Below are 22,762 nucleotides of genomic sequence, written 5' to 3' on the forward strand. Positions count from 1 at the left end.
TATTACTTGAAGGTGTACTTGGCACCGACGGTGAAGTAACGACCGATGGCACCGCTGAAGTGCAACGGGTTGTAGTTCACGCCGCCGTAGGTGGACGGATCCAGCGGCGCAATCCGATCGAACACGTTCTGCACCGAGGCATTCAACTCGAACGCGTCAGTGATGTTCCAGCGGCCCGACAGGTCGAACGTGGTGAACGAGGAGATCTTCTTGACGTCGGTGCCGTCCGCATACGCGAACAGATACGAGCCGTCCGGACCACGGAAGTCCTTGTTGTCCATCTTCGAGATGTAGTTGGCGACACCGCTGACGCTCCACGGGCCCTGCCGCCAGGTGGTGCCGAAGTTGATGCGGTCCTTCGGCGTGCCGATGCAGTTGGTCACGTCGCAGTTGCCGTGAGTACCCGCGTAGTCAACCGTCACGTCGGCATCGGTGCGCTCGAACTTGAGCACATGGCTCCACTGCAGATCCATCTCCAGCTGACCCGGACCGATGTCGAAGGTCTGGCGGATATCGGTATCGATACCCCGTACCCGGGTCGATGCGGCGTTGATGTACTGCGTGTTGACCGCCAGGATGCTGCCGGTGCCGGGTACGCCATTGAGCAGGTTGGTGTCACGCAGTACGTTGCCGGCAGCAATTGCCTCGGCAGTGCTGCCCTGGGCAATTTCGTTGGTGCGCTTGATCTGCCAGGCATCGATGGTCAGCGAGGTCGTGGACGTCGGCTGCAGGACGATACCCACCGAGTAGCTCTTCGACTCTTCCGGCTTCAGGTCCTTGTTCGGGCGGGTGATGATGGCGACCGGCAGGGCGCCACAGTCGTCACCGTTTGCACCTGGTGCCGGGTTGCCGCCCGGGCAGCGCACCGGATCGGATGCATTGGAGAACGCTGCCAGGCCGCCATCGCCGTTCTCGGCCGGGTTCGGTGCACGGAAGCCTTCGGCATAGCTGCCGCGCAGTGCGATCCAGTCGGCCGGTGTCCACTTGATGCCGATCTTCGGTGTGGCCTTGCCTTCGCCGCTTTCATACTTGTCGTAGCGCACAGCACCGGACAGTTCCAGGCTTTCCAGCACGGGGGCCGACAGTTCGACGTAGCCGGCGTACACGTTCTGCGTGCCGTCATAGGCCGAGTAGCCCAGACCAATGATCTGGCCCTTGTCGGTGTAGGTCTGCGGGGTCAGGCTGTTGCTGGTCTTGCGCCATTCAGTACCCAGTGCCAGGCCCAGCGGGCCGCCCTTGAGGTCCATCAGGCTGCGCGACACGGTGAAGTCGAACATGTCCAGGCTCGACTTGGCGCGGGCGCTGATATCCGGCGAGATGAAGTCGTACAACGCCTGCGAGTTCATGCCAGCGTTGTCACCGATGCGCCAAACACCACCGGCGCAGTTCGGATTGGCCAGTGCGCAACGTACGTTGTCGTAGTTGAGGAAACCGGTGCGCTTGTTGACCAGGTCGGTGCCGGAGTGCAGGTATGCGGTGTCGTAGCTCCAGTCACCCCAGTTGCCCTTGACGCCGACCAGGAAGCGAGTGAACTCGTTGGTGTTGTTGGTCACGCGCGGACCGACATCCCATGCCGAATAGCGCAGGCGCGAGGCCTGGCCCGGGATCGGATTGTCCGGGTGGTTGGGGCCGAGCACGACCGCGCCCGGGCCGCTGTTGCCGTTGACGGGACCCTCTGGGAAACCCCAGCTGCCGGATACGCCGGAAGGTGTATTGCTGAAGGTCGTTTCCTTCTTCGAGTAGCCGATTTCGGTGTAGATCTCACCCCCTTCACCAAAGGCGAAGCTGGCGCGACCGAACACGTTGATGTACTTCTCTTCAGGGGTCAGGTCGCGATACAGCTGGTTCGGATCCCACAGGCAGCCCTGCGCCTGTGCCGAGGCTTCGGTCTGACCCGGAATCGTGGTCAGGCCAGCACAGCCCGGCAGTGCGACCAGGAAGGCGGGGTTCTCCTTGGTTACATTGCGATCGTCATACACCGAACCGTTCGGACCAACACCGCCGCGGGTCTTGCCGCTGAGGAAGGCGCCGCCCAGGAACTGGGCGTTGTTGCCATAGCCCCACGGGCGGGTATCGCCGGTACCGATCCACTTGCGGTTCTTGCGATCACTGATCTTGATCGCGTCGGTCTTTGCCACATCCAGGCTGAAGAATGCATTCCAGCCATCGGTGGCGAGGTCGCCGGTACCGGCGGTCAGGGTCGCCTTCTTCGCGTCGCCATCGCCGTCGCCGGAAACGCCGTAGGAACCGCGAAGGATCGCACCCTGGAAATCGCTGCGCAGGATGATGTTGACCACGCCGGCGATGGCGTCGGAGCCATAGATCGCCGAGGCGCCATCCTTCAGCACTTCAACGCGTTCAACGGCGTCGAGCGGGATGGTGCTCAGGTCGGTGAAGACCTTCTGGCCGTCATCGGCCAGGCCATAGGTGGCCATGCGGCGGCCATTCAGCAGGACAAGGGTCGAACCCGCGCCCAGACCACGCAACGAAATGCCGGCGCCACCGCCGGCGAAGCCGTTGCCGAAGGTCTTGGGAATGGAGCCGGAACCATCGGCAGTCAATGTCTGCAGGTATTCAGCAACCGTGGTCTTGCCGGTACGGTCGATTTCCTGGCGGGTCACCACCTGCACCGGGGACGGTGTTTCGGTGTTGGTGCGCGGAATGTTCGAGCCGGTGACCGTGATCCGGTCCAGGTTGGTGGCCTTTTCCTGCGCGAAGGCGGAGGTGGAAGCCACGGCGCCAACCAGCAGCAGGGTGCCGCCGGTAAGGATATGGGTGATGGACGATGCCAGGGTGGAGCGGCGGCGGCTGGCGGGCCGTTGGATCGGGTGTTTCACAGCTTCTCTCCTAACTGGAAAACCTTAGCGTTGAGGGCTGTCTCCGGAAGGTTCCGGGACGGGCCAATCTAGGTTTCCAACGGGTGACGAAGTCGTGAAATTTTGCTTAATCCGTAACGCTTAAGGACGGACTTTGCTGAATCTGGCATTTCGGCCTTCCAGGCCGACCCGGCGGGTGCCGGGCCGGCGCTCGGAGAGGCTCAGTCCGGCAGCGAGAACTGCACCGGCACCAGGCCGATGGCCGGCACTGCCACGCCTTCACGCTGGGCGGGTTCGAAGCGCCAGTGCTTCAGTACCTGCTGGCGTGCGGCCTGGTCCAGGCTGCGCGAACCGCTGCTGCGCTCGATGCTGACCACCACCGGTTGACCGCTGTTGTCCACTTCCACCCGCAGCAGCACCGTGCCCTGCTCGTGGTTGCGCAGCGCCGGAACCGGGTAGGTCGGCGGCGGGGCGCTGCGATACTGCAGTTGGGCACCGGCCAGCGGCGTCGAGCTATCGATGCTCGGGGCCGCCTGCACCGGCGCAGGATCAGCAGCAGGCAGGACGATGCCCTGTGCCTCCTCGACGGTGGCGGTGGGGGCGGGCAATGGCGTGGGCACGGTCTGCTGCCGTGGTTCGGCCTTGACCTGTACCTGTTCCGGGTCAGTGGGCAGCTTGGGCGGCTCCGGTGGTCTGGGCTGTTCCTTCGGGATCAGGCGCACCGTGGTGTTGTCGCGGGGCAGTGCGGTGACGGCCTGGTAGGTCGCCGGGATCAGCAACATCAGCAGCGCGATCAGATGCAGGGCGATGGCCGCGCTCCAGGCGGCAACGCGGGCGGGGTCGAAGTGCGGGGATGCAACGGGATACGTACGAACCATGGTCCACCTCCATGCCAGTGACGAAGTCCTCAACGCACCAGGGCCGATGACGGGGTTGCCGCACGCGGCTGGCAGTGCATCAGTAGCGCGGCGCGGCGGCTACTGCCTAGAGGCAGGGGGGCGATCGTTGGGCTGGCCTTCAGCCAGTGCCGGCCGCGGGCATGAAAAAAGGCGGATCCCCTGCGGGATCCGCCTTTGTCGGCAATGACGAACGGGATCAGCGACCCAGTTCGAACACCACATCCAGGTTGACCGAGACGGTCGACTCGCCCGGAGCGACCGGGGTAGCCTTGTCCATTGCGGCGCCGGCCGACATCGCCCGCATCATCGGCATCGGGCGGTAGCCGCCGCCGGCATTCTCGGAAATGCTGACGATGCGACGGACCTGCAGGCCCAGCGACTTGGCATAGGTCTGGGCGCGGGCCTGGGCCTTCTTCAGTGCAGCCAGGCGGGCTTCGTCATAGACCGGTTCCGGCTGGTCGATCTCGAAGCTGGGGCCGTTGATCTGGTTGGCGCCCTGCGCGGCCAGTGCGTCCAGCACCTTGCCGAGCTTGGCGATGTCGCGGACCTTCAGGCTGACCGTGTTGCTGGCCTGGTAGCCGGTGATCTTCGGCGCCTCGTTGTCGGCATAGCGGTACTGCGGGTTGAGGCTGACGCCGCTGGTCTGCACGTCACGCTCGGCAATGCCGGCCGCCTTGATCGCGGCCAGCACCTTATCCATCTGCTGGGCGTTCTGGCGCATCGCGCTGTTGCCATCGGCGGCCTGGGTGACCACGCCGGCCGACAAGGTGGCCACGTCCGGCACGCGGGTGGCTTCGGCGTTGGACGAGATGTTCAGCAGGGTGCCTTCGGCCGGGGCGGCGATCGACGGCGACGACGGGGCAGCATGGGCGGTCATCGAGGTTCCAAGGGCGAGGGACAGGGCGAGCAGCAGCGGGGTGGCGGTCAGGCGCATGGGATCTCCTTGTTGTGCGGTGAGGGTGGTGTCGTAGCGATGAACGCGTTGTGAGCCTGTTCGGGGTTGGAAGCGTTCCGCGAGGGGTTGCCGACGATTCAGGTGGCGGCCTCAGGTTATGCTGTGCCGATGCTCTATCTTGCTTCCCGCTCCCCCCGACGCAACCAGCTGCTGGCCCGACTCGGACGCCCCTTCCAGGCCCTGGACCTGGAGGTCGTCGAGCAGCGCGCGCCCGCTGAAAGCGCCGAACAGTATGTCTGCCGGGTCGCTGCCGACAAGGCACGTGCCGGCCTGGCCCGGGTGCTGGCCGATGACCCGCAGGCGCGGGTGCTCGGCTCGGACACCGAGGTGGTGCTGGACGGCGAGGTGTTCGGCAAGCCGGCCGATGCTGGCGACGCGCGGGCGATGCTGGCGCGGCTGGCCGGGCGTACCCATCAGGTGATGACCGCGGTGGTGGTGGTCGGCGCGGAAGGCCTGGACAGCGAGCTGGTCGTTTCCGAGGTGACCTTTGCCCCGATCGACAGCGCCGACATCGCCGCCTACGTGGCCACCGGCGAGCCGCTGGACAAGGCCGGCGCCTACGCCATCCAGGGCGGTGCCGAGCGCTGGATCGAACATCTTTCCGGCAGCTACTCCGGTGTCATGGGGCTGCCACTGCTGCATACCGATCGTCTGCTGTCGCGCTGCGGCGTGCCGGCCCCAACTGCTGATGCCGCCAGGGAGGCTGCCGATGTCTGAGGAAATCCTGGTCAATGTGACCCCGCGCGAAACCCGGGTCGCGGTGATCGAGAACGGCATGCTGCAGGAACTGCACATCGAGCGCGGTTGGCGCCGGGGTGTGGTCGGCAACATCTACAAGGGCAAGGTGCAGCGGGTCATGCCGGGCATGCAGGCGGCCTTCGTCGAGGTCGGGCTGGAGCGCGCCGCGTTCCTGCACGCCAACGACGTGGTACGGCCGGCGCCGGTGGCCAGCGCCGACACCGAAAACACCACGCTGCCACCGCCGTCCAGCGTGCCGATCGTCGAACTGCTGCGCGACGGCCAGGACATCGTGGTGCAGGTGGTGAAGGATCCGATCGGGACCAAGGGCGCGCGCCTGACCACGCAGATCAGCATTCCCTCGCGTTACATGGTGCTACTGCCGCAGTCCAAGGTGGTGGGGGTGTCGGCGCGCATCGAGGATGAAGGCGAGCGTGCGCGGCTGAAGGCGCTGGTGACCGAGCTGTCGGCCCAGCATGGCGGCTACGGCTACATCGTGCGTACCAATGCCGAGGGCCAGCCGGCCGAGGCCATCGCCGAGGACGTCGCCTACCTGTCGCGGGTCTGGAACGTGGTCGAGCGTCGTGGCCGTGAAGCGGCCTCGTGCAGCAACATCTATGAAGACCTGAGCCTGCCGCTGCGTTCGGTGCGCGACCTGATCCGCAAGGATGTGGACAAGGTGAAGGTGGACTCCAAGGAGACCTTCGCCCAGCTGCAGGCCTTCGTGGCCAAGTACATGCCGGTGCTGGCCGAGAAGATCGAGCTGTACAGCGGCGATCGCCCGATCTTCGACATGTTCGGGGTGGAGGACGAGATCGGCCGCGCGCTGGACAAGCAGGTGCCGTTGAAGTCCGGTGGCTACCTGGTGATCGACCAGACCGAGGCGATGACCACCATCGACGTCAACACCGGCTCGTTCCTTGGCCAGCGCAACCTGGAAGAGACGGTGTTCCGTACCAACCTGGAGGCTGCGCAGGCAGTAGCCAGGCAGCTGCGGCTGCGTAACCTCGGCGGCATCATCATCATCGACTTCATCGACATGGACGATGCCGAGCATCGCCGCCAGGTGCTGCGCACGCTGGAAAAGGCGCTGGCGCGCGATCATGCCAAGACCACGGTGTACGACTTCTCGCCGCTGGGCCTGGTGGAGATGACCCGCAAGCGCACGGTGGAAAGCCTGGAGCGGCAGCTGTCGGAAACCTGCCCGCAGTGCAGTGGCCGCGGCACCATCAAGACCACCGAAACGGTGACCTACGAGATCTTCCGCGAGATCACCCGTGCGGTGCGCCAGTTCGACGCCGCGCGCCTGTTGGTGATTGCCTCGACCAAGGTGGTCGCGCGCATCACCGACGAGGAGTCTTCGGCGGTGGCCGAGCTTGAGGAGTTCCTCGGCAAGAGCATCCGCTTCCAGGCGGACGAGCAGTACCTGCAGGAGCAGTTCGATGTTGTGCTGCTCTGATCCAGGCCGACTGTCTTCTTCCGGTGGCCGATGAGCGCGCCGCCGCGCCTGCGACTGCGAAGGATCCGCCGTCATTTCATCGCCGCCTGCGCGGTTGGCCTGGTCGGGCTTGCACTGCTGGTGGGAACGCTCAGCCAGCTGCTGCCGCTGGCCGAGCGCCATCCTGAAAAGATTGCTGCGTGGCTGAGCGAGCGTGCCGGCCAGCCGGTCCGTTTCGATCAGTTGCAGACCGCCTGGACCCGGCGTGGTCCGCTGCTGCAGCTGAAGGGCCTGCGCATCGGCGCAGGGCAGGGCCTGGCCATCGGCGAGGCCGAAGTACTGGTATCGCTGTACAGCGGCCTGCTGCCGGGCCGCTCGCTGACCGAGCTGCGCCTGCGCGGGCTGGCGCTGGACCTGCAGCAGGGTGAGGACGGGCGCTGGTCGGTACGCGGCCTGCCCCGATCCGACAGCGGTGGCGACCCATTGGACGCACTGCGCCGGTTGGGCGAGCTGCAGGTGATCGGTGGCCGTCTGGGCGTGCATGCCCCTGGCCTCGGCATCGACACCACGCTGCCACGCATCGACCTGCGCCTGCGCGTCAACGGCGAGCGCCTGCGGGTGGGCGTGCGCGCCTGGGCCCAGACCGATGCGCTGCCGCTGACCGCGGTACTGGATGTGGACCGCGCAGGCGGCAACGGCCAGGCCTGGCTGGGTGCCGACCCAGTCGATTTCCATGCCTGGTCGCCGCTGCTGGCGGCCGGCGGCGTTCGCCTGCGCGAGGGCAAGGGCGAACTGAACCTGTGGCTGACCCTGCGTGATTTCGCACCGGTGGCGTTGACCACCGATTCGGACCTGCGCGACGTACGCATCGACGGCGCGCCGATGCCGGAGCTGGCTGCACCGCAGCTGCAGCTGCAGCGCCTGCAGGCACGCCTGCGCTGGCAACGCCAGGCCGACGGCTGGGCGCTGCAGGTCCCGCGCCTGCGCTTGAAGACGGAAGAGGGCGAGCAGCAGCTCGATGGCCTGCAGCTGCAGGTCGGCAAGCAGCTGCAGATGAGCTCCGGTGAAGTACAGGCGGGTACCGCGCTGCGCGCACTGGCGCTCAGCGACCGCCTTGACCCCGGCTTGCGCCGCTGGCTGTTCCTGTCCAAGCCGCAGCTGGACGTCGCAGAGCTGCAGCTGTCCGGCGAGCGCGATGGCCCGTTGTGGGCACAGGGCGAGCTGCAGTCGCTGGGCTTTGCCAGCGTCGGTCATTCGCCTGGCCTGCGTGGCCTTGGCGGACGCTTCGAGGGCGATGCCAATGGCTTCAGCCTGCAGCTGCAGCCGCAGCGCCAGTTGCAGTTCGACTGGCCGACCGGCTTTGGCGTGCGCCATGACCTGCATCTGGCCGGCCAGGTGGTGGGTTGGCGCGACGAGGGCGGTGGCTGGCGTATCGGCACTGCGGCGATGCGCGTGGAAGGCACCGACTACGCCGCTGACGTGCGTGGCGGGGTCTGGTTCCAGGGCGATGGCACCCGGCCGTGGCTGCAGTTGGCCGCGAAACTGGATGATGTGCCGATGATCGCGGCCAAGCGCTTCTGGATCCACTCCAGAATGAGCAAGGGCGCTACCGACTGGCTGGACATGGCGCTGGCCGGTGGCCAGGTGCGTGGCGGCATCGGTCTGGTCAGTGGTGACCTGGACGACTGGCCGTTCGACAACAATGACGGCCGCTTCGAAGCCACCGGCCACATCACCAACGGCGATATCCGCTTCCAGCACGACTGGCCGCTGATGAGCCAGGTCGACGCCGATATCGCCTTCATCGGGCCGGGCTTCGACATGCGTGGGCGCGGTGACCTGGCCGGTGTGGCCGTGCAGAAATTCGAAGCGGGCATTGCGGACTTCGGCCAGCAGCCGCTGTACGTGCGCGCCGACACCCAGAGCGAGGCAGGCAAGCTGCTGGCGATGCTGCGGCAGAGCCCGCTGCACAAGGATTATGGCGACACCCTGGACAACCTGATCGCGGCGGGCCCGGCGCATGTGACCTTCGATCTGCTGCAGCCGTTGCACCACGATGAAGGTGGCGGCCACCTGCAGGGCACGGTAGATCTGGCGGGGGTGAAGCTGGTCGACAAGCGTTTCCAGCTGACCTTCGACAACATGCAGGGGCAGGCGCGCTACGGCAACGGTGGTTTCGGCGCCGAGGAACTAGCGGTGCGCCATCTCGGCCAGGACGGTCGCCTGAGCCTGCGGGCCGGCGGCTATGTGCACGACAACAAACTGGCCTTCGAATCGCAGCTGTCGGCCAACCTCGACGCTGGCGTGCTGATCGACCGCGCGCCGGAGATGGCCTGGCTCAAGCCCTACATCAGCGGTGTCTCGCCGTGGACCATCGCGGTCAACCTGCCGAAGGTCGCGCCTGGTGCACCGGCCCCGCCGAGCGAACTGCGGCTGAGCTCGGATCTGGTCGGCACCCGTCTTGACCTGCCGGCACCGCTGGACAAGCCCGCCGGCGAGCCGCTGGCGACCACGGTGGCTGCGCAGTTGCCGATGGGCGCCGGCCGTATCGACGTGGCCTTCGGCCAGCGTCTGGCCCTGGCCGCGCGCAGCCACAACAACCGCACCGGCGTGCAGGTCACCCTGGGCAGCGACCATGTTGACCGGGAGCCGCCGCCCAGTGGGCTGACCGTCAACGGCCGCAGCCCGACCCTGGATGCGCTGGAGTGGATCAGCCTGGCCCGTGGTGGTGGCGACGATGATGCGATGCCGCTGCGTGCGGTGGATGTGCAGGTCGGCAAGCTGATGCTGATCGGCGGCGTCTTCGAACAGACCCGGCTGCAGCTGCAGCCCGGCCCGCAGGCACTGGACGTGCGCCTGGATGGACCTACGTTGGCCGGCCGTTTGACGGTACCCAACGCCGAGGGCAGCACCATCAGTGGCCAGCTCGACCGCGTGCACTGGCAGTCGCTGCCGCCGTCCCCCGGGGCTGCCGCGCCGGCGCGGGTGCAGGCCGGTGCCAATGACATGGACCCGGCCAAGCTGCCGCCGTTCGCGCTGGACATCGCCGACCTCAAGTTCGGCAAGGTCGTGCTCGGCCAGACGGTGCTGCGCACGCGGCCGCTGGGCAATGGCCTGAACGTGGATGAGCTGCGCTTCCGCGCGCCGGACCAGGAGATCGACATCAGCGGCCGTTGGCTGGGCCGCCGTGGTGGTGCGCGTACCGAACTGACCGCGCAGGTGCGCAGCGAAGACCTCGGTGGACTCATGCAGAACCTCGACTACGGCGGCCAGCTGCGCGGCGGCTCGGGCCGGGCGCAGTTGCAGGCGTCATGGAGCGGCGGTCCGTCGGACTTCCAGCTGGGCAACCTGCAGGGCACCCTCGATCTGCATGCACGCAACGGCCAGCTGCTGGAGCTGGAGCCGGGTGCCGGCCGCGTGCTGGGCCTGCTCAGTGTCACCCAGTTGCCGCGGCGCCTGATGTTCGATTTCCGCGACTTCTTCTCCAAGGGCTTCGCGTTCAACCAGATCGACGGCAGCATGCAGTTCGGCCAGGGCATGGCACGTACCGACAAGGTGTTGATCGAGGGCCCCGCGGCGAACATCACCATTCGCGGCCAGGCCGACCTCCGCAACCAGCAGTTCGACCAGACCATCGACGTCAACCCGCGTGCCGGCAACCTGCTGACCGTGGTCGGTGCGGTGGCCGGCGGGCCGGTGGGCGCTGCGCTCGGTGCCGCCACCAATGCGGTATTGTCCAAGCCACTGGGCGAAATCGGCGCCCGCACGTACAAGGTGACCGGTCCATGGAAGGAGCCGAAAGTGGAAGTGATCGAACGCAGCCGCGACAAGACTCCGCCGCCCGCGCCGAAGCCGGCACCGGCCATTCCGCCGACCGTCACCGACCTGCCGCGCTCGCGCTGAGCGTGGCCCTCCTGTTCACGGGGCTTGCCTGAGCGCCCCCGCATCCCCAGATCGAGACCATGACTGATACCGCCCTGACGCTTGCCCAAGACCGCCTGTTGCGCCCCGGTGGCCTGGATACCGCTGGCCTGGAGCGCACCTTCGGCCAGTTGCTCGGCCCCGGTGTCGACTTCGGCGACCTCTACTTCCAGCACGCCCGCCGCGAGAGCTGGAGCGTGGAGGACGGCATCGTCAAGGACGGTGCCCATTCCATCGAGCAGGGCGTGGGCGTGCGTGCGATTGCCGGGGAGAAGACCGGCTTCGCCTACTCCGATGACATCCATGCCGACGCGCTGCTGGCGGCGGCGCAGTCGGCGCGTGCGATCTCGCGTGAAGGCGGTGCCCAGTCCGGGCGTTCGCTGCTGCGCGGCAACGCGCGCGCGCTGTACCCGGCGCTGGACCCGATCGACGGCATCGGCAACGAAGCCAAGGTCGAGGTACTCAAGCGCCTGGACGGCTACCTGCGTGCCGCCGACCCGCGCGTGAAGCAGGTGATGGTCAGCCTGTCCGGCGGTGTCGATACGGTGCTGATCGCCCGCAGCGACGGTGTGCTGGGCGCAGACGTGCGCCCGCTGGTGCGTCTGAACGTGCAGGTGATCGTCGAGCAGAACGGCCGCCGTGAATCGGGCTATGCCGGTGGCGGTGGCCGCTATGGTTATGAAGAACTGTTCGCCGAGGGACGTCCGGAAGCGTTCGCCCGCGAGGCACTGCGCCAGGCGCTGGTGAACCTGGACGCGGTGCCGGCGCCGGCCGGTGTGATGCCGGTGGTGCTCGGCCCAGGCTGGCCCGGCGTGCTGCTGCACGAAGCGGTCGGCCACGGTCTGGAAGGTGACTTCAACCGCAAGGGCACCAGCGTCTACGCCGGTCGCATCGGCGAGCGCGTGGCCGCCCCGGGCGTGACCATCGTCGACGACGGCACGCTGGATGGCCGCCGTGGCTCGTTGAACATCGACGATGAAGGCCACCCGACCCAGTGCACCACGCTGATCGAGGACGGCATCCTGGTCGGCTACATGCAGGACAGCCTCAACGCACGGCTGATGGGCATGGCGCCGACCGGCAACGGTCGCCGCGAATCGTTCGCGCACCTGACCATGCCGCGCATGACCAATACCTACATGCGTGCCGGCCAGCACGATCCGCAGGAGATGATCCGTTCGGTGAAGAAGGGCCTGTACGCGGTGAACTTCGGCGGCGGCCAGGTCGATATCACCAGCGGCAAGTACGTGTTCTCGGCCACCGAGGCCTACCTGATCGAGGATGGCCTGATCACCGCGCCGGTGAAGGGCGCGACCCTGATCGGCAACGGCCCGGAAACCATGCAGAAGGTGCGCATGGTCGGCAACGACCTGGCCCTCGACGAAGGCGTGGGTATCTGTGGCAAGGACGGCCAGAGCGTACCGGTGGGCGTCGGCCAGCCGTCGTTGCTGATCGAAGGCATTACCGTCGGCGGTACCCAGGCCTGAGCCGGGCGATGGCCAGCGCCACCGCCAGGCCCGGCGGGGACTCAGTCCTCGTCGCTGGCGTCGGCCGTGTCGTCGGCCTCGACCTCGTCGTCGCTGGGCTTCAGGCCCAGCGCGGCCGGCAGCATCAGCGTACGCAGCACCTGGAAGATCTCGCGGTAGGCGCGCGGCGGCTTGTTTTTGGCCTTTTCGGCCTGGGCGTTGCGTACCAGCGTGCGCAGCTGCTGGCGGTCGGCCTGCGGGTAGTCATCGAGCAGTGCGGCCAGCGCCTTGTCGCCCTCGGCAAGCAGGCGTTCGCGCCAGTCTTCGGCACGGTGCATCATCGCCACTTCGCGGCGGCCGGTCTCACTGTTGGCATCCAGCGCATCGCGGATCGCATCCAGGGTGGCATCTTCTTCGCGGCGCATGTGCTTGGCCAGGAACGCCAGCTGGCGCTTGTGGGCGATGTGGGCGGTGATCCGCTTGCACTCGGCGATGTGCGGCAGCAGGTCTTCCGGAACCGGCAGGCGCGCCAGCTGGGCCGGGGTCAGCGACACCAGCTTCTCGCCCAGGGCCAGAACGTCGAGCGCGTCGCGCCGGTTCTGGCTGCGGCTCTTGTCGTGGAATTCACCGGTTTCTTCGTCGCGTCCGCGCATCGTCCATACCTGATTTCAAAAAAAGTCGCCCGGCGTGATGCCGGGCCCAACCTGCACAGGATAAAGCATTGAACGTGATCGCCCCTGAAGTCGCCGTCGGTGACGACAGCCCGGCCCGGCTGGAACGGCTGGCCGACCTCTCCCAGCAGCTGCTCGACCGTGCCCGCGCGCTCGGCGCCAGCCAGGCCGAGGTCAGTTGCAGCGAGGACCGTGGCCTGGAGGTCAATGTGCGCCTCGGTGACGTGGAGACCGTGCAGTCCACGCGTGACCGCGGTATCGCCGTGACCGTCTATTTCGGCCAGCGTAAGGGCAGTGCCAGCACCGGCGACCTGAACGAGGCCAGCCTGGCGGCCACCGTCGAGCAGGCCTGCGCGATTGCCCGGCATACCGAGGACGACCCGGCCGCCGGGCTGGCCGAGGCTGTGCTGATGGCCACCGACTTCCCGGATCTGGATGCCTGGCATCCGTGGGCGCTGCAGGCCGATGAGGCCGTGGACCTGGCCCTGGCCTGTGAAACCGCCGGCCGCGAGGCTGACACGCAGATCCGCAATTCCGACGGCGCCTCGGTGTCGAGCATGCAGAGCCTGTCGGTGTATGCCAATTCGCATGGGTTCATCGGCCGTGAGCGCGGCACCCACCATTCGATCGGATGTGCGCTGATCGCTGGCCAGGGTGATGGCATGCAGCGCGACGGCTGGTACACCGGTGCGCTGGCCCGTGAAGATCTGGAGGATGTGGGCCTGGTCGGACGCCGTGCCGCCGAACGCACCGTCGCCCGCCTGCAGCCACGGTCGCTGTCCACCGGCAGCATGCCGGTGCTGTTCGCCCCGGAAGTGGCGCGCAGCCTGGTCGGCCATCTGCTCTCGGCCGTGTCCGGCGGTGCGCTGTACCGCCAGGCCAGCTTCCTGCTGGACAGCGTCGGCCAGCAGCTGTTCCCGGACTGGATGCAGATCGAGGAACTGCCGCACCTGCGCCGTGGCCTGCGCTCGGCCGCCTTCGACGGTGATGGTGTGGCTACCCGTGCCTCGGCCCTGGTCCGCGACGGCGTGCTGCAGCGTTATGTGCTGGGCAGCTACTCGGCGCGCAAGCTGGGCCTGCAGACCACCGCCAATGCCGGCGGCGTGCACAACCTGCAGCTGGCCGCCAACGCCGGTTCCCTGCAGGAGATTGCCCGGCAGATGGGCGACGGCCTGCTGGTGACCGAGCTGATGGGGCAGGGGGTGAACGGGGTGACCGGCGACTACTCGCGGGGGGCTGGCGGCTTCCGTGTCGAGAACGGCGAGATCCAGTTCCCGGTGGACGGCATCACCATTGCTGGCAACCTGCGCGAGATGTTCCGTTCGATCGAAGCGGTCGGCAGCGACGTCGACCCGCGCTCGCACATCCGCACCGGCTCGATCCTGTTGGGGCGGATGACCATCGCCGGTAATGATTGATGGCGTCGATGGCGTAAGCTATGCCCGCCTGACGCAACCAGCTTGGTGCTGGTGGGTCAAGACCACCCAATGAAAAGGAGTTTTGTCGTGAGCGAATTCGATAACGTCCCGCCGCCGCCGGTCACCACCGATGTGCCGGCCGACCAGCGCACCATGGCCCTGGCTGCCCACCTGCTGGGTATCTTCACCGGCTTCATCGGCGCGCTGATCATCTGGCTGATCAACAAGGACGATGCTGCCAAGTCGTTCGTCACCGACCAGGCCAAGGAAGCCCTGAACTTCCAGATCACCGTGACCATCGCCATGGTCATCAGCATCATCCTGATGATCGTGATCATCGGCGGCATCCTGGCCCCGATCGTCGGCATCATCAACCTGGTGTTCTGCATCATCGCAGCGGTCAAGGCCAACAACGGTGAAGCGTACCGCTACCCGTTCACCCTGCGCCTGATCAAGTAAGACCGGCTGCATGCTGAAACGAAAACGCCCGGCATTGCCGGGCGTTTTTGCTTGGCGGTAGCGCCGGGCCATGCCCGTCGAGCGCGCAGCGCGGCAGCATCACCGCCAGCGATCAGTGATCGCGTTCTACCGCCAGCGTCGCCAGCTCACGCAGCGCGTCGGCTTCCTCGCCATAGGCGGCCAAGGTGGCCTGCATGCGGGCCGCGAGTTCGCGCAGCTGGGCCTTCGCACCGTCCATGCCGAGCAGGGCGGGGAAGGTACTCTTGTCCTGCGCCTGGTCCTTGCCGGCGGTCTTGCCCAGCTGCTCGGAACTGGCTTCGACATCAAGGATGTCGTCACGCACCTGGAAAGCCAGGCCGAGCGCATCGGCGAAGCTGTCGAGCTGGGCGAGCTGTGGTTCGTGGGCCTGGCCGCACAGCGCGCCCATGCGCACCGCTGCACGGATCAGCGCGCCGGTCTTCAGTGCGTGCATGCGGGTCAGAGCCGCCAAGGTCTGCTGCTGGCCGGTAGCATCGATATCCAAGGCCTGGCCGCCGCACATACCGGAGGCACCGGAGGCATGCGCCAGGGTCTGCAGGCAGGCCACGCGCAGCGTTGCCGGCAGCGGTGCATCGGCCAGCAGACCAAAAGCACGAGTCTGCAGCGCATCGCCGGCGAGGATCGCGGTGGCTTCGTCGAAGGCGATGTGGGTGGTCGGCTTACCGCGGCGCAGGGCGTCGTCGTCCATGGCCGGCAGGTCGTCATGCACCAGTGAATAAGCGTGGATCAGTTCGACCGCCATCGCCGCCGCGTCCAGGCTTTCCGTCTGCGCGCCGAACAGCTGGCCGCTGGCATACACCAGCAGCGGGCGCATGCGCTTGCCGCCGCCGAGCACCGAATAGCGCATGGCTTGGTGCAGGCGCTGTGGCGCCTCGGCCGGCGAGGGCAGGGCGGCGTCGAGCTGGCTTTCGATACGGTCGCGCCAGCGCGCGAACAATGCCTCAGCCGTCATGGCTGGGCGGGTCGAAAGGTTCGGCGGTTTCCGGCTGGGCCGGATCGCTGAGCAGGCGCACGCGCAGTTCAGCCTGCTCCAGCGCCTGCTGGCACTGGCGGTACAGACCGACGCCGCGTTCGTAAGCACTGAGCGACGCTTCCAGGCTCAGCTCGCCGGTTTCCATCTGCTCCACCAGCTGCTCCAGCGATTCGAGCGACTGCTCGAACTGGGCGACCGGGGAGGCGTTTTCGGGGGACTTCTTGGCCATGCGGCAAGTGTGGACGGGCCGCGCGCGGGGGTCAATTCACCAGCTGCCCGGCCGCCACTGCAGCTGCGCGTCGTGCGCCTGCAACCAGGCCTGCAGTGGTGCGGCGATGACCACGTCGGCGGCGGCCAGCAACTGCGCGCCATCAAAGATCAACGGCAGCTGCGCGCGACGCCACGGCGCAAGATGTTCGCGCTGCAGGCAGTCCTTCAGCGCGTGTGAATGTTGGCGTCCGGGCAGCTGGATGCGCTCGCCACCCACGCGCGCGCGCACCTGCAGCGGGCGTTCGAAGGCAGCGATGCCCTGCAGGCGCAGCTGGCCACCGTCGGGCAGGGGCAGCGGCGCTCGCCCGTCCCATTCGGTCTGCCAGTCGTTCGGCAGCACGGGAAGCTGCGCGGGCAGCAGGTAGGCATGGTCGCGCCATTGCTGGATCGCGTGATCGTGCCAGCACGCGCGCGCCTGGCGGTCGTTGTCGGCCGGCAGCAGTTCGTCCAGTGCCTGCTGCAGCACCGTGGCCGGCAGCGGCGCGGCACCGTGGCCGACCACCCAGGCACGCAACACGCGCGCGGCGCGGCCCGGCGAGACCTGGCGCAGCAGCTGCAGCGACAGCACGCGCGGTGCCACTTCCAGATGCGTGATCAGTTCCGCGTCTTCTTCATCCAGCAGGTCCCGTGTCTGCCTGCAATGCAACGCGCTGCCCGCCAATGCGCTGGCCGCATGCGGCCAGCGCTGGCGCAGCAGCGGCAGCACCTGCAGGCGCAGGAAATTGCGATCGGCGTGGTCATCGCCATTGCTGGGGTCTTCGATCCAGCGCAGTGCGTGCTGGCGGGCATGGTCGAGCAGGGTGCTGCGGGGCACCTGCAGCAGTGGTCGCCACAGACGGTGACCGTCGAGCAGGCTGTCGGCGGACATCGCCGCAAGGCCGTCGACGCCGGAGCCACGCAAGGCGCGCAGCAGGAACGTTTCGGCCTGATCGTCCTGGTGCTGCGCCAGCGCCAGCGTTTCGCCCTCGCGCAGTTCGGCCGCGAACGCCACCCGCCGTGCCTGCCGGGCCGCACCTTCGGGTCCCAGGCCTGTATCGCTTTCGACTTGCACGCGGTGTACGGCCAGTTCGATGCCCAATGCTATGCACTGCTGTTGGCAGTGCAGTACCCACTCATCAGCTGCAGCTTGCAGGCCATGGTGGATGTGCACCGCGCGCAGCGGGGTACCGGAGGCCTGTGCACAGCGCCACAACCAGTGCAGCAGCACGGTCGAGTCGACACCGCCGCTGTAGCCCACCAGCACGGGCGCATCCAGCGGAACAAGGGCAGGGAATTCACTCACGTCGGCAAGTATAGGGTTGGTCGGCAGGGCTGCGCCCTGCACCCGCAGACGCGCAAGCAACGGCAACGGCCGAAGCAACAGCAGAAGCGGGTTTCCTGAGGGCAGGCGGGGTGGGTCCGGTTGCGGGGGGCGCTGCAAGTACATCCATGTAAGCTCGGTCGCCGCATCCATGCGGCTCACGCCCCCGCAACCGGACCCACCCCGCCTTCGACAGTGTCCTGCGATCTGTTGGGCATGCTGATGGGGTCAGATCCGTTTTCCGCAGGAAAACGGATCTGACCCCGGGTTCAATTCGATATCTGACAGATCTGATCCACGCATGGCGTGGATCTACCGGCCGCCGGAAAACTGTCGAAGGCGGGGCACTGTGGGTTTGCGGGGTGTGAGCCGCATGGATGCGGCGATCAAGGCTACATGGACGTACTTGCGCCGTCCCCGCAAACCCACAGTGCCCCGCCATCCCACGGAATGCACGCTGTTGCTTCGGCTGTTGCCGTTGCGTCTGCAGGTGCAGGGCGCAGCCCTGCCGAAAACCTACTTCACTCGACGACCCTTGCGGTCGATGCGGAACCAGTCGCCGCCTTCCATCGGCGTGTGGCCATCGCCATCCGGCGTGCCACGACGGCAGCCATTGCAGACTTCAGCCACGCCATCCTGGAATGGCCACGCAAAATCGAAAGTGCCTGGTACCGTCTGCTGGAACTTCAGATCGAAGTAGGCCACGCGATTGCCAACGCGCCCGCGCAACAGGCCTTCCTGCGGTGTCTCCGGGCCGTTGTCCCAGGTGATCACCGGCAGGCTGCGACCCTTGCGGTTGATGTAGTGGAAGCCTTCGCCTGCGTAGACCACGGCCAGGCCGTGATCGTCGTACGGCAGTTGCGCCAGGATGTCCCGGCTGATCTGCGGCCGGCCGTTGGCGACCTCGCAGCCCGGCAGCATCCAGAGACCATGCTCTTCGGTCATGACCTTGCAGGCCGGTCCCTGCGCCAGCGCACTGCCGCTGGCCAGCACGCCGAGCAGGACCAGCGACCGCGCGAGGCGGCCGCTGGCAGGGGCAGGGCGTGCCGGCCACACCATCACTTGGCCTCGGCCTTGCGCTCGAAGACGGTCGGCGCCGGCAACTGCACCGGCACGCCCTTGTCATCGCAGGTACCGGCCTGGCACAGGCGCTCGCGCAGGGCCGGGGTGGCCTGCACGATCATGTGGTAGATCGCGTTCTGTTCCAGCGTGCCGCGGATCGCCTTGCTGCCGGGGCCACGGGCCCAGATGCCGACGTCCTCGCCACCGTGCGATTCGGACTTCATCGGCACCAGCGCTTCCTGCATGTAGTCCGGATGCTCGGTGTCGACCTCGCGCAGGTTCGGGCGGCCGTTGGCCGGTTCGAAGGTGCTGGGATTGTGCGGGTAGCGCTTGCTGCCGGCCGGCTGCTGGTTGCTGCTGCCGGTGTGGCCCGGGCCGTTGGCGTAGCTCAGGGTGGTGTAGGGCTGGCCGGTGCCGTCCAGCGCGTAGTCGAGCTTGCCGGCGCCATCTTCGCCGCCCTTGTCCTTCACCTTGCCCAGGATCGGGTTGCCGCGCGCCGGGTAGCCGACAAAATTCAGGGTGTGCGAGTGGTCGGCGGTGACAATGATCAGGGTGTCATCGGCCGAAGTCAGTTCGTTGGCCACGCGCACGGCGTCGGACAGCGCCACGGTCTCGGTCAGCGCCCGGTAGGCGTTGCCGCTGTGGTTGGCGTGGTCGATGCGCGCGCCTTCGATCATCAGCACGTAGCCTTCCTGGTGCTTTGAAAGATTCTTGATCGCGGCGGCAGTCAGTTCGGCCAGGCTCGGCTCACCACCCGGATCCTGCGGACGCTCGTATTCGTAGCGCATGTGGTCCGGCTCGAAAAGGCCGAGGATGGCCGGCGCATTCGCGGCCGCCGCCAGCTGCTTGCTGTTCCAGACGTAGGCACCCTGCGGATGCGCCTGCTGCCACTCCTGCACCAGGCTGCGGCCGTCCAGGCGCTGGCCGACCTTGTCGTCGTACTCGGGATCGCGCTCCTCCACGGTGGTGAACTCGCCACGGCCACCGCCCAGGGCGACCAGCGGGCCGCGGCCATAGCGCGAGGTGGACAGCAGCTGCTGGGCGATGTCCTTGCAGCCGGCGGCCTTGGCCGCTTCGGTCAGATCAGTGTCGTTTTCCCAGTTGCGCTCGGGCGAGTGCGCGTAGGTGGCGGCCGGGGTGGCATGGGTCAGGCGCGCGGTGGAGACCACGCCGGTGGCCAGGCCGGCGCTGTCGGCCAGCTGCAGCCAGGTGAGCAGACCCTTGGACAGGCTGTCGGCACAGTCAGTGCGGCTGCCGGCGCTGACGCCGATCGCGCCCATGTGGGTCTTCACGCCGGTGGTGATGGCAGTCATGGTGCCGGCCGAATCCGGTGTCTGCGAATCGGTGTTGTAAGTCTTGCTGAACGCCGTGGCCGGGAAGCGCTCCCAGGACAGCAGGTTCTCTTCACCCGAGCCGCCCTTCTGCTGGCCTTCGTAGATGCGCGAGGCGGCCACAGTGGTCAGGCTCATGCCGTCGCCGAGGAACAGGATGACGTTTTTGGCCTTGCCGGACATCGCGCCGTTGGCGGCGGCCTGGGCGGCGCCGCTGCGGTACCACCACTGCGGGGTCTCGCCGGCCGGATGGGCAACGGGATCGACGGCGACCTTCAGGCCGGTCGGGGCGGACGCGGGGGTGGTGCTGGCGCAGGCGCCCAGCAGCAGGGTGGTGGCGCAGGCGGCCAACAGGGAGACGGAACGGCGCATGGACGCTGGGATCTCACAAACTGTAACGGGACGTTCATTATGCCCGCCCTCGCAAGGCACGCCGATGACACACTGATTTGCCCGCCCGGCGGTCGTTCTGCGGGCCGCCTTGGGCTATCGTGCCAGCATCCCTTCCTTCCCCTCTGGATTGCCTATGAAGCTGGTCTCTGCCTGGCTGCGGATTCCATTCTGGCAGCGCGTGGTCGGTGGCTTCGTGCTTGGCGCGCTGGCCGGCTGGGCGCTCGGCCCGGCTGCTGAAACCTGGTTCGGCCCGCTGGGCGAGCTGTACGTCACCCTGATCAAGATGATCGCGGTGCCGCTGGTGTTCTTCGCGGTCATCAACGCGATCTCGTCGCTGCACGGCCAGAAGTCGGTCGCCGCGCTCAGTGGCCGCACCTTCCTGTGGTTCGTGATCACCGCAGCGCTGGCGGTCTGCGTCGGCCTGGGCGTGGGCACCGTTCTGCAGCCCGGCGCCGGTGGCCTGCAGCTGTCGATGGCGAGCAACTACGTGCCGCGTGAAGTGCCCAGCGTGGTGCAGGTGCTGCTGGACGTGGTACCGGCCAATGTCTTCTACGCGCTGTCCGGCATCGGCACCAAGGTCAACGCAGCGGGTGAAACCGTGCTGGCCGCCGGCCGAGGCTCGATCCTGCCGGTGATCTTCTTCGCCGGCCTGGTCGGCTTTGCCATCGTCAAGCTGGGCGAGAAGGTGACCGAAGCGCGCAAGCTGGTCGGGCAGATGAGCGACATCATGATCCAGGTGACCCGCTTCGTGCTTGAGGTTACCCCGATCGGTACCTTCGGCCTGATCGCCGGCCTGGTCGGCAGCTATGGTTTCGAGAAGCTGCTGCCACTGGGTCATTTCGTGCTGGCGCTGTATGTCGCCTGCGCGCTGCACATCGTGGTGGTCTACAGCGCGCTGCTGCTTGCCCATGGCCTGAACCCGCTGAAGTTCTTCCGTGGTGCGGCGCCGGGCATGCAGGTCGCCTTCGTCAGTTCGTCCAGCTTCGCTGCGATGCCGGTGGCGCTGCGTTCGATCACCCACAACCTGGGTGTGAACAAGGACTACGGTTCGTTCGCCGTGCCGCTGGGCGCGAGCATCAAGATGGACGGCTGCGGCGCGATCTACCCGGCGCTGTGCGCGGTGTTCATCGCGCAGTACAGCGGCGTGCCGCTGACGCCGGAACAGTACGTGGTGGTGCTGATCGCCTCGGTGCTGGGCAGCTTCGGCACCGCCGGCGTACCGGGTACGGCGGTCATCATGGCCACCGTGGTGCTGAGTGCGGCCAACCTGCCGCTGGAAACCATCGGTTACCTGTACGCGATCGACCGGATCCTGGACATGATGCGCACGATGACCAATGTGACCGGCCAGATGCTGGTACCGGTGATCGTGGCCAAGGAAACCGGGCTGCTCGACCAGGCGGTGTATGACAACCCGTCCAGCAATGTGGGTGTGGACGATCCTGACCCGACACCGCCACGCGCCTGAGGTTGCGTGGAAATGAAAGGCCCGCCCTGACCGGCGGGCCTTTTGTTTGGGGGATGGCGGACGCGTTGCCGACCAAGGCGGCCCCCCCGGTAGATCCACGCCATGCGTGGATGGAGGCGGTGCCGACCAACGGTCGGCACCCACCTGAAAGAAGGTCGAGCAGCATCTGCCTACCCGTCATTGCGGGTACAACAAAAAAGCCGCTGCAGGGGCAGCGGCTTTTTCTCGTATCAGGCGGCGCCGTGGCGCCAGCGGGCCAGATCAGAGGTCGACCCGGCGGGCCTGCATGAACTTGTTGCCCCAGTAGCCACTGAGCAGGGTGTCCACGCGGACGTCCTTGCCCGAGCTCGGAGCGTGCAGGAAGCGGCCGTCGCCAACATAGATGCCGACGTGGTCAACACGGCCCTTGCGGCCGAAGAAGACCAGGTCACCCGCGGCCAGCGCGGTGCGGTCGTTGATCAGTTCGGCGTTGTCGTCGTGCGCCATCTCGCGCGAGACGCGCGGCAGCTCGATGCCCAGGGCCGAGCGGAACACGTAGCCGACCAAGCCGCTGCAATCGAAACCGCTGTCCGGGTTGCTGCCACCCCAACGGTACGGGGTACCCAGCAGGGTCATTGCGCGGCGCAGCAGCGACTGCACCTTGCCATTGTCGGCGGCGGTACCGACAACGCTGCCGTTGGCGGCGCTGCTGGTGTCGTAGTTGGCAAGCAGGCGGCTGAGGTCGCCGGCCACCACGGCCGAGCGGTCCATCAGCGGAATGGTGTCGTTGGCGGCCAGGTGCGGCAGCAGGGCGGCCAGCGTGGCGCTGGCGGCGGCATCGACGCGGCTGCGCTGCGGAGCAGCAGCCTCGGCCTTGGCAGCCGGTCGGGCGATGTTCTCGGCCGCCGGGGCCGTGGTCACATCGGAACGGGAAGGAACAGTCTGCGACCAGGCCGGAAGGCTGGTCAGACACAGCGCCAAGCCCATCAGCAGGGGGCGGGCACTACGCGAAAATGCGGCGGTCTGGCCTTGGCACGTCTGGTCTTCAGTCGTCACGCGTCGGTCACAGGAAAAAAACGATGGGGCATCATGCCCTGCGGACGCATCTAAAAGTTAAAAATTCCGTTATAAAATCGTTATTTTGATGGTGATGGTCGTCACAGTTT

General features: G+C 67.1%; 17 protein-coding genes. 7 read left to right on the forward strand and 10 right to left on the reverse strand.

Annotated features, from left to right (window positions below):
* Positions 1-2 precede the first annotated feature (2 nt).
* From AC07M7_RS15900 to AC07M7_RS15910, 3 genes are all read right to left on the reverse strand, one after another.
* The gene (locus AC07M7_RS15900) at positions 3-2,837 is read right to left on the reverse strand and encodes a TonB-dependent receptor (protein WP_012511760.1); all 2,835 of its coding nucleotides are present in this window, start codon (positions 2,835-2,837) and stop codon (positions 3-5) included.
* Positions 2,838-3,037: 200 nt separating this feature from the next.
* The gene (locus tag AC07M7_RS15905) at positions 3,038-3,694 is read right to left on the reverse strand and encodes an energy transducer TonB (RefSeq protein ID WP_065724414.1); all 657 of its coding nucleotides are present in this window, start codon (positions 3,692-3,694) and stop codon (positions 3,038-3,040) included.
* Between the two features lie 217 nt (positions 3,695-3,911).
* Positions 3,912-4,649, reverse strand: a complete 738-nt coding sequence (locus AC07M7_RS15910; RefSeq protein ID WP_046983566.1) for an SIMPL domain-containing protein — start codon at positions 4,647-4,649, stop codon at positions 3,912-3,914.
* A 129-nt stretch (positions 4,650-4,778) separates the two neighbouring features.
* Here AC07M7_RS15910 and AC07M7_RS15915 point away from each other — a divergent pair, with 129 nt between their 5' ends.
* The 4 genes from AC07M7_RS15915 to tldD are packed head-to-tail and all read left to right on the forward strand — an operon-like array spanning position 4,779 to position 12,254.
* Positions 4,779-5,387 (forward strand): Maf family nucleotide pyrophosphatase, encoded by a 609-nt coding sequence (locus AC07M7_RS15915; RefSeq protein WP_495207830.1) that lies wholly within the window; start codon positions 4,779-4,781, stop codon positions 5,385-5,387.
* On the forward strand, positions 5,380-6,867 hold the full coding sequence (gene rng, locus AC07M7_RS15920) for a ribonuclease G (RefSeq protein ID WP_006382134.1): 1,488 nt from the start codon (positions 5,380-5,382) through the stop codon (positions 6,865-6,867). Before AC07M7_RS15915 ends, rng begins: the two co-directional genes overlap by 8 nt.
* Positions 6,868-6,897: 30 nt before the next feature.
* Complete coding sequence (locus tag AC07M7_RS15925) at positions 6,898-10,749, forward strand: YhdP family protein (protein WP_495207831.1); 3,852 nt, start codon at positions 6,898-6,900, stop codon at positions 10,747-10,749.
* A gap of 59 nt (positions 10,750-10,808) precedes the next feature.
* On the forward strand, positions 10,809-12,254 hold the full coding sequence (tldD, locus tag AC07M7_RS15930; protein ID WP_495207832.1) for a metalloprotease TldD: 1,446 nt from the start codon (positions 10,809-10,811) through the stop codon (positions 12,252-12,254).
* Positions 12,255-12,295: 41 nt separating this feature from the next.
* Here tldD and yjgA read toward each other — a convergent pair whose 3' ends face one another.
* Positions 12,296-12,886, reverse strand: coding sequence for a ribosome biogenesis factor YjgA (gene yjgA, locus AC07M7_RS15935; protein ID WP_495207833.1), 591 nt, complete (start codon positions 12,884-12,886; stop codon positions 12,296-12,298).
* 68 nt (positions 12,887-12,954) lie between these two features.
* Here yjgA and pmbA point away from each other — a divergent pair, with 68 nt between their 5' ends.
* Both pmbA and AC07M7_RS15945 read left to right on the forward strand, forming a co-directional pair.
* A complete protein-coding gene (pmbA, locus tag AC07M7_RS15940; RefSeq protein ID WP_495207834.1) occupies positions 12,955-14,322 on the forward strand; it encodes a metalloprotease PmbA in 1,368 nt (455 codons plus the stop codon).
* Positions 14,323-14,409: 87 nt separating this feature from the next.
* On the forward strand, positions 14,410-14,781 hold the full coding sequence (locus AC07M7_RS15945; RefSeq protein ID WP_012511754.1) for a DUF4870 domain-containing protein: 372 nt from the start codon (positions 14,410-14,412) through the stop codon (positions 14,779-14,781).
* 112 nt (positions 14,782-14,893) lie between these two features.
* Here the strand turns inward: AC07M7_RS15945 and AC07M7_RS15950 are convergent, their stop codons facing one another.
* From AC07M7_RS15950 to AC07M7_RS15970, 5 genes are all read right to left on the reverse strand, one after another.
* Positions 14,894-15,772 carry a polyprenyl synthetase family protein gene (locus AC07M7_RS15950; protein WP_495207835.1) on the reverse strand — a complete coding sequence of 293 codons (879 nt, stop codon included), beginning with the start codon at positions 15,770-15,772 and terminating at the stop codon, positions 14,894-14,896.
* On the reverse strand, positions 15,762-16,022 hold the full coding sequence (locus tag AC07M7_RS15955) for an exodeoxyribonuclease VII small subunit (protein ID WP_006381978.1): 261 nt from the start codon (positions 16,020-16,022) through the stop codon (positions 15,762-15,764). Before AC07M7_RS15955 ends, AC07M7_RS15950 begins: the two co-directional genes overlap by 11 nt.
* 36 nt (positions 16,023-16,058) lie before the next feature.
* On the reverse strand, positions 16,059-17,345 hold the full coding sequence (gene tilS / locus AC07M7_RS15960) for a tRNA lysidine(34) synthetase TilS (RefSeq protein WP_495207836.1): 1,287 nt from the start codon (positions 17,343-17,345) through the stop codon (positions 16,059-16,061).
* A gap of 534 nt (positions 17,346-17,879) precedes the next feature.
* Entirely contained in the window at positions 17,880-18,422 is a 543-nt protein-coding gene (locus AC07M7_RS15965; protein WP_447782184.1) for a WG repeat-containing protein, read from the reverse strand.
* The gene (locus AC07M7_RS15970) at positions 18,422-20,128 is read right to left on the reverse strand and encodes an alkaline phosphatase (RefSeq protein WP_430765916.1); all 1,707 of its coding nucleotides are present in this window, start codon (positions 20,126-20,128) and stop codon (positions 18,422-18,424) included. Before AC07M7_RS15970 ends, AC07M7_RS15965 begins: the two co-directional genes overlap by 1 nt.
* Positions 20,129-20,282: 154 nt before the next feature.
* Between AC07M7_RS15970 and AC07M7_RS15975 the strand changes: the two genes are divergently transcribed.
* Entirely contained in the window at positions 20,283-21,617 is a 1,335-nt protein-coding gene (locus AC07M7_RS15975) for a dicarboxylate/amino acid:cation symporter (RefSeq protein ID WP_006381938.1), read from the forward strand.
* A 261-nt stretch (positions 21,618-21,878) separates the two neighbouring features.
* Here the strand turns inward: AC07M7_RS15975 and AC07M7_RS15980 are convergent, their stop codons facing one another.
* Positions 21,879-22,652 carry a C40 family peptidase gene (locus tag AC07M7_RS15980; protein ID WP_495207837.1) on the reverse strand — a complete coding sequence of 258 codons (774 nt, stop codon included), beginning with the start codon at positions 22,650-22,652 and terminating at the stop codon, positions 21,879-21,881.
* Positions 22,653-22,762 lie beyond the last annotated feature (110 nt).

This window comes from Stenotrophomonas sp. GW821-FHT09E08, assembly GCF_059416125.1.